Source organism: Paenibacillus sp. B2(2019) (genome assembly GCF_008370385.1).
Taxonomy (GTDB): Bacteria; Bacillota; Bacilli; order Paenibacillales; family Paenibacillaceae; genus Paenibacillus_AQ.
Map to the genome: position 1 here is coordinate 270,721 of NZ_VTZR01000011.1, position 12,097 is coordinate 282,817.

Here is a 12,097-nt window from a genome sequence, read left to right on the forward strand (position 1 = left end):
CTATTTAAGCTTATTTAAAAGCAGGCAATGCAATATCCGCATAGTTATCTTCAAGGAATTTCTTCACTTCTGGTCCGCTAATCCGTTTAGCTAGCTTCTGGATCGCATCAGAGTCCTTGTTGTCTTCACGCGCAACCAAGGTGATCGTGAATTCAGAATCCGCGCCTTCAGTAATCAGTGCATCTTTCTTTGGTGTCAATCCAAGCGGGCTGGCATAAGCCGGAGTCATTGCCACTAGATCTCCATCATCCAGCATACGGGCCAACATCAATAGATCTACTTCCTCAAACTTAAAGTTTTTTGGATTCTCAGTAATGTCTGCTTGTGTAGCCTTGATGCCTACACCTTCTTTTAGCTTAATCAAATCAGCTGCAGCGAACATTTGTAAAGAACGGCCGATATTTGAAGGGTCATTAGCCATTACTAGTGTTGCGCCTTCCGGCAGATCCGCAACATTCTTGTAACGCTTGGAGTATCCACCGTAAATAGCGTCGTAGACAGGCTGTACCTCTACTAGATTGGAGCCTTTGCTTTCATTAAACTGCTTCATATAAGGAACGTGTTGAAAAAAGTTAGCATCTACCTCTTTATTCGCCAAAGCCTCATTAGGCTGTACATTGTCAGACAGCACAACGATTTCAAGATCAATGCCATCTTCCTTCAGAAGTGGCTTCACAATATCCAGAATTTCCGTCATTGGTGGAATCAAAGTAGCAATCTTTAATTTCGTTAGCTCATCGCTACCTTTTGCAGAATTGTTCTCGGCTGCTTTATTAGAGCCACAACCCGCTACGACCAATACCATTAACATAAGCACAACTATCATTAATTTTTTCATTACTACAACTAACCCCCAGTTTATATATTCAATCATTTTGTATTACAAAATTTGATGTACAGGTTGAACGATTAACGCTTATCTATCAGCCGTGAGATCGTACCTCCTGTGAATTGAACCAACTGAACCAATACAATCATCACAACAATCGCATAGATCATCACTTCAGTCTCAAAACGCTGATATCCGTAACGGATCGCAAAATCACCAACCCCGCCCCCTCCAACAACCCCCATTACGGTCGAGTAAGAGATAAAACTAATGGTGGAGGTAGTAAGTCCGAGCACTAGACCCGAACGAGCCTCTACATACAGAAACTTAAAGATCAACCCCAGCTTCGAGGCTCCCATAGACAACGCCGCTTCTATGACTCCTTTAGGAACCTCCAGCAAAGACTGCTCCACCAGACGAGAGTAATAAGCAATGGCAACAATGGATAACGGAACCGTGGCAGCCATTGTTCCAATCGCAGTTCCGACGAGGAAACGAGTGACCGGAATGAGTGCAACCACAAGCAGCAGGAATGGAAATGAACGGATAATATTTACGATGCTGTTGAGTACCAGTGACAATGTTTTATTCTCATAGAGCTGTCCTTTTCGGCAAAAAAACAACAACGTCCCGAGCGGAAGCCCCAGCAGCAGTGCGGCACCCACAGAAATACCGACCATTATAAAAGTTTCTCCGATCGATTCCCACATCTGTGCCTGATATTGAAGTACACTATCAAACATGCGTTTCCCCCGCTTTACCCAGAATTTGATCTCGGTAAGATCCAGTACGGACTGCAGCAGGCCGGAAATCACCATCTTGGCGTGAGAATGAATCTACGATTCGACCATTTTCCATCACCGATACGTGAGTGCATATGCTTTTGACAACATCCATCTCATGCGTAACAATCACTACCGTAACCCCAAGGCCCCCATTAATATGCTTCAGGACGTCTAGAATATCCGCAGTTGTTCCTGGATCTAGTGAGGATGTTGGTTCGTCACATAGCAATAGTCCTGGACTGTTCGAAAGAGCCCGGGCGATCGCCACACGTTGTCGCTGTCCTCCACTTAGCTGTGCGGGATATTGCTCTGCCTTATCAGCCAATCCGACAAAATCGAGACATTCCTTCACCCGCTTCATCCGTTCACGCTTCGGCACCCCTGCCAGTTCCAGAGGGATCGAAATGTTGCGGCTTACCGTGACGTTATTGACCAGATTAAATTGCTGAAAAATCATCCCAATCTTTTCCCTAGCTTTCCGTAGCTGTTTACTCGGCATTTCGGTTAAATTATGCCCTTCTACGGTAACTGTCCCTTGATCCGGCTTTTCCAGCAGATTAATCAATCGTAGCAGCGTGGATTTCCCTGCCCCGCTTTCACCAATAATCCCGTGAATCGATCCCTTCTTCACATCAAGCGATACATCATCTACCGCCTGATATGTGCCGTCCTTCAGCTTGAATCCTTTACTCACCCGACTCAGCGATAGGATTGCAAACTCCCCCTTCCTTTCCGTTTATTCTGAAACCTTCTAAGCCAAGGTTTGTACTATAATTATTTAAAAACTGTTTTACTAAAAATCTCTTTAAATAATAAGGCATTTTATGTTCTGTGTCATCATTTTTATTTTAGTAATATATCAGATTAAAAGGATTAAAGAATAAAAGCCCATTATATCGGACTATTTTTACGTCCTTATCTCCCAATAAATGACCGAGCTTAATCCCTCTTCAAATCAGGATTCTCCTGTTACCTAACTCCTAAACCCGCTGTTACATCTATTTCAAGAACTAGATCGCCACGAAAAAAAAAGGATGTCTAAGCTCGATAGCTTAAGACATCCTTTCATTCTTTTCGTAATCCTTGATCTAAGACTTTTCGCCAAGCTCTCCTCGAATCTTCAAGAAGACCTGATAGCTGCGCTCTGCGCATTCCGAAATCGCTATCGGATGAAAACCAGGTAGATCCGCATATAGCGTATCATGGAGCGGTTCAATCCACGAAGCCGGCAACACACTTGCTCCAAGCTTCGCTCCCATAATAGAACCCACTGTAGCACCATTACAATCTGTATCCATTCCTCCGTAAACGGATGTAACGACCGCTTTTTCAAAATCATTCCCGCCATAGACCAGCGAAGCAGCTACAAGAGCAGCATTATTATTGGTGTGCACCGCATCATAGTGGCTGAATGTATCCCAAATCTTACTTACCAACTCCCGCTCACTTTTGGCCTTCTGCGCAATATCTATACCTCGTAGAACGTCACTTGCCAGGCGACTAGTACTAGGGATCTCACTAAGACCAATCTCAAGAATACGCTCGTTATCTTTTTCAGCAAAAGCAGCCGAAATCATCGCCGCATTAAACATCTCACCATAGATTCCGTTCTTCACATGTGAAAAAGAAGCATCGCGCCAGCCTAACTCCGCTGCAAGCTCAGGATGGCCTGCTGCACCATAAGCCAGTCCATCTGCGCGTATAGCCGCACCAATCCACTCCCGGTAGGGATTCAAGTGCATCCGCACTCTTTCCTGCCGCGCCAGCCAATCCGCAGGCTTCTCACCATGCAGATGAGACGTTTCCTGCGCAAAATTCATATACGACTGTGTCTCTGCCGTACATACCTGAGCGTATGTCAGATGTTTATGCCAGAGCTTCCCGATATCCCAAGAATCCCAGCTCAGCCCCTTTTGCTCCAGCAGCATAAGGCCCAGTATCGTGTAACGAATATCATCATCGCTCTCCATAAACTTAATAGTCTCGCTGGTACTCGCATACGTCCAATCACTTAAACCAAGACCATATTCTGCTTCTGCCCGTGAGTGCCCTGGCGTATAACCAGTAATTGGCCATGCATCCGCACCCCGGAACCACAGCTCAATATTCTCCCAGCCCGGACGTCCATCTTTACCGTAGAGGTAGTCCCAATACTCCAGTGGTTTTCCAAGTGCGCAACCGACGCTTCTACCTAGCCAAGCTCCGTAGAACTTATCTCTCCATTCTGCTTCGCTCCAGTCAGCCTCAAGCTTACGTGGACCTTCTGGACGAAGACGACGAATCTCCTCCAGTGAAGACGGCTCTTCATAAGGAAAGTCCTCAGCAACCGTGAGCTCCATCAACTCGTTGTATACTTGCATCAGCTTAATCTCATCGGCACCTGCAGCGGCTAGTTTATCCGCGAAGCCTTCAATCTTGCAGCCTTCTTCTCCACGCTGAACCAATTCAAACTGAACCGTCTCCTGAAGTCTCTCCCATCCTGCCATAGGTTAGTTCCCTTCAGCCGCAAGCAGCTCTTGATCTAGCTTTTCCAGTGAATCAAAAATCAACTTCATAAATGCTTCCCGGTCTACTCCCACCAGGACTTCTACATTCGCTGGGCGATCCGTCTTCTTTCGTTTGTCTGCAACCGTCATTCCCCGCGTCAGCTTACCTTCTGTCTCTACCGTTACATATAGATGCTCGGATTCAAACAGTTCTGGGTGCAAGAGCCAAGCTACGGCGCATGGATCATGCAGTGCACTACCGACATAGCCCATTTTCTTTCCGAAGATCGAATAGAAATCTAACAGTTCTCCGACCATAGTGGACACTGGCCCACGCTCTTTCAATGCTACGATCTCATCTTCGAAAATGGCTGCCTTATCGGTCACATCCAGACCACTCATCGTAATCGGAATACCCGACTCAAACACGATACGAGCAGCTTCAGGATCTACATAGATGTTAAACTCCGCAGTAGAGGTTACATTTCCATAAGAAATTCCTCCGCCCATCAGTGAAATCTTTTCAATTCTTTCCTTAATCTCTGGATAAGCAGTGATTAATAGGGCGATATTTGTTAAAGGAGCCATCGGTACGAGCGTAATCTTCTCCTCCGAAGAACGGATAATATTCAGCATGAATTCCACAGCGCCTTCTTCTACAGGCCGGAATTTACTTGGTGGCAATAATGGGCCGTCCATGCCAGATTCACCATGCGCTTCCTCACCTGTAACAAGCTTGCCGAACAGCGGACCCGCAGCCCCTTTGGCTACAGGAATATCAGCATTCACAAAGCTGATCACTTTAAGTGCGTTTTCTGTGATTTTATCGAGGATCTGGTTTCCACCAACCGTTGTAATCCCGCGCAGATCCAGCTTCTCCGAATTTGCTATTGCAAGCAGGATAGCGATTGCGTCATCATGCCCTGGATCGCAGTCAATAATAATAGGTGTTCGCATAGTCATTCACTCCTTAGTTGTATAAATCCTCGTTACTCCTATCGCTATTTCACTAGCGGGCTTTTAAGTTTTTTATTCTTTTTCCTTGTCTCAGATACGGCATAGATCACTAGTCCAATTACCGTTGCTACATAAGGAAGCGTCGCGATCAGTTCTGCAGGAATCTTCAGGACCTGTAGCGCATTCGACAAGGCGTCTGCCGTACCAAATAATAGAGAGGTCAGTGCCGTGCCCACTGTCGTACTTCTCCCCATAGACTCTGCGGCAATCGCAATCCAGCCCCGACCAGCGATCATATCGCGAGTGAACAGTGACAGGTAACCCATCGACATGTAAGCTCCACCCAAACCAGCGAAAAATCCACTAAGCAGCAAAGCCATATACTGTATTTTCACAACACTTACTCCCACAGATTGAGCCGCATGTGGATTTTCACCCACTGAACGAATGCGCAGACCAAGCGGTGTACGGTTTAAGAGATAGTAGACAACAAACACAGCAATAATAGATACATACGTCAAAATGTGATGTCCTGATAGAATAGGCCCCAGCACCGGAATGTCCTTCAGCAAAGGAATTTCTACACTAGGTAGCACTTTACTCGCTAGAGAAGTAGAAGAACCCTTGTCTCCACTCAGCAGATAAAGAATAAACACGGTTCCTCCCGAAGCGAACATATTAATAGCTACGCCGCCGAGAATGATATGTGTTTTAAATTTCAGTGTGAAAAAAGCTAATATTCCAGCGATCAGTGTTCCGGACATCACAGCCCCAAGTAAACCTACCCACGCACTATGCGTGTAGCTGCTTACAATGACACCGGCTAACGCCGCGACAAGCATGATGCCTTCCATACCAATGTTGATGATACCAGCCCTATTAGAGATTAACGCTCCCAATGCGGCGAATAGAATCGGTGTCGTCACTCGAAGAACAGAAAACGCAAAGTCAGTCGTAAAAATTACATCAAACAAGCTGTTCACGCTTCCTTCGCCTCCTTCAAGAGCATCCGATTTTTCCAGAACTTCAGAAATTGTTCAGCCGAAATCAGAAGAATGATAATCGCCTGTATAATAGAAATCATCTCTGAAGGTACATCAGATAGACGTGCCATCATGTCGGCTCCGATCCGGATATATGCAAGGAACAATGCAGCGCCGATTACGGATAGCGGATTATTCTTGGCTAACATCGCTACAAGAGCACCATCTAAGCCATAACCTGGTAACGATGTCCATTGGAATCGATTGTACATCCCTAGCACTTCTACGGAACCACCCATTCCTGCGATAAAACCAGCAATCAAGTGAACCAGTATAATAACCTTCGCGGTCTTCATGCCTGAATAACGTGCAAAGTTCCGGTTGATGCCTGTCATTCGCAGCTCATATCCCCATTTAGTCTTGTATAGGAATAAATGCGCTGCAATAATAAGCACGATAACGATAATAAGTCCGGTATGAATACGGGTGCCAGGTACCATTTTACTCAGCAGTGCCGTTTTCTCGAATTTGTAGGATACATTGGCAAATGCTTTTGCATCACGTAAGTGATAGTTCAGTAGATATAAACCTACACCAAACAAAATATTATTGAACATCAAGGATGTAACCAGCTCATTGGCATTCCATTTGGCTTTGAGGATCCCGGGTATTGCCGAGAGCAACGCACCAACAATAGAACCCGCAGCAATAGCTACGATCGGATGAAGCCACCCGTCCAGCGTTAAATGAATAGCCAACACGGAAGTTACAACACCGGAGAAATAGAAAATCCCTTCAGCTCCCAAATTGAACATATTTGCCCGGAACAACAAAGAAACTGCTAGCCCAGTGAACATGAGCGGAATGGCCATCTCAATCACATTACCGATATGACCTTTACTGGATAGCGGCTCAAATAGGAATATCCCAATCGTCTTCACCGGCTGATTGCTGACCAATGAGATGATCAGAAAAGCAATAGCGAGTGCAATTACGATTACTGCCGATGTTCGAATGTATTCAAAATATTTTACTTTAAACATGATTTACGGCCCTCCTGATTTGCTCCTCGTCCTGTCGATGAATCCCTAGCATATAAAGCCCTAATTCTTCTTCACTAACCTTGGAAGGCTCCTCGAAAAAGGCAACAATCTTTCCTTCATACATCACTAGTAGACTATCGCTGATCTCCAAGATCTCATTTAAGTCTGCTGACACTAGCAAAATAGCGCAATCGTCTGAGCGCAGCTCCAACAGCTTTTGATGTATGAACTGCGCCGCTCCTATATCCACGCCCCGTGTCGGCTGCTCTGCAATAAGCAGTTGCGGTTCTGTAGAACACTCTCTAGCTACGACAACCTTCTGCATGTTACCACCTGATAACATACCTATTGGCTGAGAAGGTCCCGAACAGCGGACTTTAAATTCTTCTACAAGTGATACTGCAAGCTTGGCAATTCGTGATCCATTTAAAAAGGGACCTTTATTCATAGCTTTTGTACGATACTGAGTGGACAGCAGATTATCCGCTATGCTCGCATCACTGGCTATCCCTTGATGCATCCGATCCTCTGGGATATAGGAAACGCCTAGCTTACGAATATCTAAAATATCCGATTCACGAATATCTTTTCCCTTCACTAGCACAGAGCCTTGGCTTGAGACCCCTCTTAGGCTACCCGTAAGAGCCTCAATGAGCTGTGTCTGCCCATTCCCTTCTACACCAGCAATCCCGATAATTTGTCCCCCGCGTACTGCAAAGTTGATATCTGTTAGCAACGCTTTGCCGTGTGCATCATTTACACCTAAGCCCTGCACAGTGAGTACCGGCTCCCCAATAGACAGAATCTCCTTGTCATATTTCAACACGACGTCTCTGCCCACCATAAGGCGTGAGATTTCTTGCTCCGTGACATCCTTTGTTTGGAAGACACCTTCACTACGTCCACTACGCATGATCGTAATTCTGTCACAGATCGCTTTAACTTCTTTCAACTTGTGTGAAATAAAAACAATCGTATGACCCTGCTCTCTTAACTGCTTAAGCTCCCGGAACAATTCCTCTGTTTCCTGTGGGGTCAACACTGCGGTCGGCTCATCCAGAACGAGGATTTTTGCACCACGCAGCAGCGCCTTCAGAATTTCAACCTTTTGCTTCATACCAACCGTGAGATCCTCCACTTTTGCTTTTGGATCCACTGCCAGATTGTATTTCTTCGCAGTCTCTTCGGTCATGCGTACAGCTTTTGCATAATTGATGCCAACGCCCTTACGAGGTTCCATGCCCAGCACCATGTTCTCTGCTACCGTAAAAGAAGGGACCAGCATAAAATGCTGGTGAACCATACCAATCCCTCTATCAATGGCATCCTGAGCAGATTGCAGCTTCACTTTTTCACCCTTGATAAAGATTTCACCTTCACTAGGCTCTTCCATGCCGAACATGATCTTCATTAAAGTTGATTTACCAGCGCCGTTCTCGCCCGCAATCGCATGAATTTCTCCCTCACGTAAAGAAAAATGCACGTCTTTATTTGCAACGACACCATTGGGATACACCTTGGTAATTCCCCGCATTTCCAGCAGTGCTTTGTTCATAGGTCTCAACGCCTTTCGACTTGGAGGTCTGCAAAAATATACAGCTGGAATTCTTCTAAAGAAGAATCTCCAACTGTAGGTTTATCACTTTATAGCTACACTTAAGGCTTAACTGCGTTACGAATGGCTTCTACTTCAGAGGTTTCCATTCCCATCGCGTTATCTACTGTAATTTCTTTATTGATCAGCTTTTGCTTCACTTCTTCAACTTTAGCCTGAAGATCGGCAGGGAAGATATTTTTATAGATCTCATTCTCTGCAATGCCTACACCATCATCTACAAAGCTCAACACATCACGTTTACCCATCTCAAGTGTACCGTCTTGTAATCTCTTCACGGCACCCAGAATAGCACTATCAATCTTTTTAATAGAAGAAGTAACGATCAAGTTTGCTTTTTCGCTATCTGTATCGTTAAGCAACATCGCCTGATCGGAGTCTACACCGATAGCATATTTCTTCTTCTCCTTAGCTGCGTCAAAGATTCCAAGACCTGTACCCCCAGCCACGTTAAAAATAACGTCCACACCGGAGTTATATTGAATCAGCGAAAGCTCCTTGCCTTTAGCCGGGTTAACGAAATCACCAGCATATGATACTGCGACCTTCACATCAGGATCAACATATTGAGCGCCCTGAATGTAGCCTACCAAGAAAGCGTTAATTCCTGGAATGTCCATGCCGCCTACAAAACCGATCACATTCTCAGGATTAGCATTTTCCATATCCGATTGTGTAGCTAGCGCCGCTACAGCACCTGCTAGAAAAGATACTTCATTTGTTGCATAAGACATGTTGTACATATTCTCTGGTGCTTCATCTATATCGGTATCATAGTTAATGAACTTTTTGTCAGGATATAATTCAGCCGTTGCATTAAACATCTCTGTAATTTCCGATCCGCCAGAAATAATAACATCCCAGTCCTCAGCGGCGATATCGTTAAACGTAGGCTCCCATTTCGTTTTATCGACACCCATTTCTACAACTTTTGTTTCTGCACCCAGCTCATCCTTAACCTTTTGCAAACCGCTATTCGCAGAGTCAAAGAAAGATTTATCTCCAAGCGTTCCTGGAATCAGAAGTACAACTTTGAGTTTATCCCCTGAACCTGTTTCTCCACCTTCAGCTGCGTTAGATCCTGCATTCGCGGAAGATCCATTACTCGACGTATTATTTCCACAGGCTGTGACCATTACCATTACTACTAGTAACAACAAAGAAAGAACTTTCTTATTCATTTTTCTATTCCCCCTATTTATAGTTGGTTAGTAATTTGAGAGATTCTCCTTCTTAGTCCGTTGTATATTTCACGATTTAGATGGAAACTCTCATTTTTCATGTAACATTGTCAAAATTTTAATGATTTTAACGAATACACTCAAAAAAAGAGAGAAAATTATAATTTTTACGAATAATCCGACTAATTTCCGAACGAGATGGCCAGTCAGGTTGCTAATCTTCGGATTTATTGATACGATCATATCAAATATTAATGAAAATAATTATATGATTTCGGTCATAATTTTGTACGATTCGGCTAAAACATAATTATTGGAGGCTCATCATGGATCGTGTTCTATATATTGTAAATGCAGCACATGAGGTTAATACCTATATTCCACCACACCAGCATGAATGTTATGAACTAGTCTATTATTTAAACGGATTAGGAACTACCAATGTAGGTTCGCGAAGTTATCATTTTCGTTCTTCTTCATTCGCGCTGATACCACCCAATCATAAACATGACGAGAACCATCGCGAGGATGCTACTATACTATTTGTAGGCTTCCATTCAAATCACCCAAATATGGAGAATTTGCAAGGCGTATATGAAGATGATAAAGACCATACTGTTCTACAGATCTTGCTTCGAATGAAAGCAGAGTTTACGCGCAAACAAGATGGATTCTCTGAACTATTGAACCTTCAAATGAGCGAAATCACTGTTCATCTGATACGGCTTCTTAGCGCCTCTGGGTTTCAATCACCAACGGAAGACAGAGTCCAATATGTTCTAAACTATATGAATGAGCATTACCGCCATAAGCTATCGGTCGCAACACTTTCTGAGATGTCTGGATACAGCTATGATCGTTTCCGCCATTTATTTAAAGAGCGATTCGGTTCTTCACCTCTGCGCTATCTACTATTGAAACGTCTGGATTATGCAAAGTCTCTCTTGCAACATACCCAAATGCATATCTCTGAAGTATCAGCTGCTGCTGGATTTGTGAATGACGCCCAATTCTGCAATATGTTTAAACGTGAAATTGGTCTCACCCCACGAGCATTCCGACTAAGCAGTCAATAAAACAACTCCACACAAAAAGGCCGTTGATTAGAGACGCCTCTAATTCAACGGCTTAGGAATAAAGCTCAAAGACAAAGAAAAAAGGTTTGTAAAGTTGCTTATACAAGCGACTTTACAAACCTTTTTGATATACCGGCGAGAGGACTCGAACCTCCACGGTTTCCCTCTCGATTTTGAGTCGAGCGCGTCTGCCATTCCGCCACGCCGGCACATATGAAATTAATGGAGGCGCCACCCAGATTTGAACTGGGGATAAAGCTTTTGCAGAGCTTTGCCTTACCACTTGGCTATGGCGCCATATGAAAACTTTGGAGCGGACGACGGGAATCGAACCCGCGACCCTCGCCTTGGCAAGGCGATGCTCTACCGCTGAGCCACGTCCGCATAAAATGGCTGGGGATATAGGATTTGAACCTATGCGTGACGGAGTCAAAGTCCGTTGCCTTACCGCTTGGCTAATCCCCAATAACATTTTAAAATAAAAGGGGCGACTGATGGGTCTCGAACCCACGAATGCCGGAACCACAATCCGGTGCGTTAACCACTTCGCCACAATCGCCATATTAAACTAATATTGTTGCTGTTCTTCTTAAAGTAAATGGGGCGACCGATGGGACTTGAACCCACGAATGCCGGATCCACAAACCGGTGCGTTAACCCCTTCGCCACGACCGCCATATTAAACTTTAGAGAAAGACTTTAGATAAAGATTGGCAGGGGCAGCAGGAATTGAACCCACACCAACGGTTTTGGAGACCGTTGTTCTACCTTTAAACTATGCCCCTAAAAAAAATGGTGGGGGATGATGGATTCGAACCACCGAACACGTACGTGAGCAGATTTACAGTCTGATGCGTTTGGCCACTTCGCTAATCCCCCAAAGATGGTGCCGGCGAGAGGACTTGAACCCCCAACCTACTGATTACAAGTCAGTTGCTCTACCAATTGAGCTACACCGGCATATTAAGTTGTATACTATATGGTGGCTCGAGACGGATTCGAACCGCCGACACGAGGATTTTCAGTCCTCTGCTCTACCGACTGAGCTATCGAGCCAAGAAAATGGCGGAACCGACGAGATTCGAACTCGCGATCTCCTGCGTGACAGGCAGGCATGTTAGGCCAACTACACCACGGTTCCA

At 44.8% G+C, this 12,097-nt stretch carries 10 protein-coding genes and 11 tRNA genes; 1 reads left to right on the forward strand and 20 read right to left on the reverse strand.

The features are described from left to right. Positions 1-10: 10 nt before the first annotated feature. The 9 genes from PAENI_RS09470 to PAENI_RS09510 form a co-directional block, all read right to left on the reverse strand. Positions 11-838 (reverse strand): MetQ/NlpA family ABC transporter substrate-binding protein, encoded by an 828-nt coding sequence (locus tag PAENI_RS09470; protein ID WP_149645069.1) that lies wholly within the window; start codon positions 836-838, stop codon positions 11-13. Between the two features lie 71 nt (positions 839-909). After that, positions 910-1,572 carry a methionine ABC transporter permease gene (locus PAENI_RS09475; protein ID WP_149645070.1) on the reverse strand — a complete coding sequence of 221 codons (663 nt, stop codon included), beginning with the start codon at positions 1,570-1,572 and terminating at the stop codon, positions 910-912. Further along, on the reverse strand, positions 1,565-2,326 hold the full coding sequence (locus PAENI_RS09480; RefSeq protein ID WP_076285323.1) for a methionine ABC transporter ATP-binding protein: 762 nt from the start codon (positions 2,324-2,326) through the stop codon (positions 1,565-1,567). Before PAENI_RS09480 ends, PAENI_RS09475 begins: the two co-directional genes overlap by 8 nt. A 376-nt stretch (positions 2,327-2,702) precedes the next feature. Beyond that, entirely contained in the window at positions 2,703-4,100 is a 1,398-nt protein-coding gene (locus tag PAENI_RS09485; RefSeq protein WP_149645071.1) for an ADP-ribosylglycohydrolase family protein, read from the reverse strand. A gap of 3 nt (positions 4,101-4,103) precedes the next feature. Then, on the reverse strand, positions 4,104-5,057 hold the full coding sequence (locus PAENI_RS09490; RefSeq protein ID WP_076285325.1) for a nucleoside hydrolase: 954 nt from the start codon (positions 5,055-5,057) through the stop codon (positions 4,104-4,106). A 44-nt stretch (positions 5,058-5,101) separates the two neighbouring features. Then, a complete protein-coding gene (locus tag PAENI_RS09495) occupies positions 5,102-6,040 on the reverse strand; it encodes an ABC transporter permease (RefSeq protein ID WP_042131005.1) in 939 nt (312 codons plus the stop codon). After that, the gene (locus PAENI_RS09500; protein WP_042131006.1) at positions 6,037-7,083 is read right to left on the reverse strand and encodes an ABC transporter permease; all 1,047 of its coding nucleotides are present in this window, start codon (positions 7,081-7,083) and stop codon (positions 6,037-6,039) included. Before PAENI_RS09500 ends, PAENI_RS09495 begins: the two co-directional genes overlap by 4 nt. Then, positions 7,076-8,638: an ABC transporter ATP-binding protein gene (locus PAENI_RS09505; protein WP_149645072.1), complete on the reverse strand. Its 1,563-nt coding sequence runs from the start codon at positions 8,636-8,638 to the stop codon at positions 7,076-7,078. The genes PAENI_RS09500 and PAENI_RS09505 overlap by 8 nt, the downstream gene beginning before the upstream one ends. Positions 8,639-8,739: 101 nt before the next feature. Next, positions 8,740-9,879: a BMP family ABC transporter substrate-binding protein gene (locus PAENI_RS09510; protein ID WP_076285326.1), complete on the reverse strand. Its 1,140-nt coding sequence runs from the start codon at positions 9,877-9,879 to the stop codon at positions 8,740-8,742. Between the two features lie 326 nt (positions 9,880-10,205). Between PAENI_RS09510 and PAENI_RS09515 the strand changes: the two genes are divergently transcribed. Further along, on the forward strand, positions 10,206-10,955 hold the full coding sequence (locus PAENI_RS09515) for an AraC family transcriptional regulator (RefSeq protein ID WP_042191790.1): 750 nt from the start codon (positions 10,206-10,208) through the stop codon (positions 10,953-10,955). A 130-nt stretch (positions 10,956-11,085) separates the two neighbouring features. On the opposite strand, the gene PAENI_RS09520 is transcribed toward PAENI_RS09515, so the two are convergent. The 11 genes from PAENI_RS09520 to PAENI_RS09570 form a co-directional block, all read right to left on the reverse strand. Next, a tRNA-Leu gene (locus tag PAENI_RS09520) sits at positions 11,086-11,164 on the reverse strand. 14 nt (positions 11,165-11,178) lie between these two features. Next, positions 11,179-11,252, reverse strand: a tRNA-Cys gene (locus PAENI_RS09525). Positions 11,253-11,264: 12 nt separating this feature from the next. Beyond that, positions 11,265-11,339: transfer RNA gene (locus PAENI_RS09530), tRNA-Gly, on the reverse strand. A 6-nt stretch (positions 11,340-11,345) separates the two neighbouring features. Next, positions 11,346-11,420: transfer RNA gene (locus tag PAENI_RS09535), tRNA-Gln, on the reverse strand. 21 nt (positions 11,421-11,441) lie between these two features. After that, positions 11,442-11,514, reverse strand: a tRNA-His gene (locus tag PAENI_RS09540). Positions 11,515-11,554: 40 nt separating this feature from the next. Continuing rightward, positions 11,555-11,630, reverse strand: a tRNA-His gene (locus PAENI_RS09545). 36 nt (positions 11,631-11,666) lie between these two features. After that, positions 11,667-11,740: transfer RNA gene (locus PAENI_RS09550), tRNA-Trp, on the reverse strand. A gap of 8 nt (positions 11,741-11,748) precedes the next feature. Further along, positions 11,749-11,834 (reverse strand) — tRNA-Tyr (locus PAENI_RS09555). A 5-nt stretch (positions 11,835-11,839) separates the two neighbouring features. Then, positions 11,840-11,915, reverse strand: a tRNA-Thr gene (locus tag PAENI_RS09560). Positions 11,916-11,935: 20 nt separating this feature from the next. After that, positions 11,936-12,011: transfer RNA gene (locus PAENI_RS09565), tRNA-Phe, on the reverse strand. A 7-nt stretch (positions 12,012-12,018) separates the two neighbouring features. Continuing rightward, positions 12,019-12,096, reverse strand: a tRNA-Asp gene (locus tag PAENI_RS09570). Position 12,097 lies beyond the last annotated feature (1 nt).

Bases quoted from the DNA above. Each gene is read 5' to 3' on its own strand.
- PAENI_RS09470 (WP_149645069.1), bottom strand. From the start codon at position 838: ATGAAAAAATTAATGATAGTTGTGCTTATGTTAATGGTATTGGTCGTA.
- PAENI_RS09475 (WP_149645070.1), bottom strand. From the start codon at position 1,572: ATGTTTGATAGTGTACTTCAATATCAGGCACAGATGTGGGAATCGATC.
- PAENI_RS09485 (WP_149645071.1), bottom strand. From the start codon at position 4,100: ATGGCAGGATGGGAGAGACTTCAGGAGACGGTTCAGTTTGAATTGGTT.
- PAENI_RS09490 (WP_076285325.1), bottom strand. From the start codon at position 5,057: ATGCGAACACCTATTATTATTGACTGCGATCCAGGGCATGATGACGCA.
- PAENI_RS09500 (WP_042131006.1), bottom strand. From the start codon at position 7,083: ATGTTTAAAGTAAAATATTTTGAATACATTCGAACATCGGCAGTAATC.
- PAENI_RS09505 (WP_149645072.1), bottom strand. From the start codon at position 8,638: ATGAACAAAGCACTGCTGGAAATGCGGGGAATTACCAAGGTGTATCCC.
- PAENI_RS09510 (WP_076285326.1), bottom strand. From the start codon at position 9,879: ATGAATAAGAAAGTTCTTTCTTTGTTGTTACTAGTAGTAATGGTAATG.
- PAENI_RS09515 (WP_042191790.1), top strand. From the start codon at position 10,206: ATGGATCGTGTTCTATATATTGTAAATGCAGCACATGAGGTTAATACC.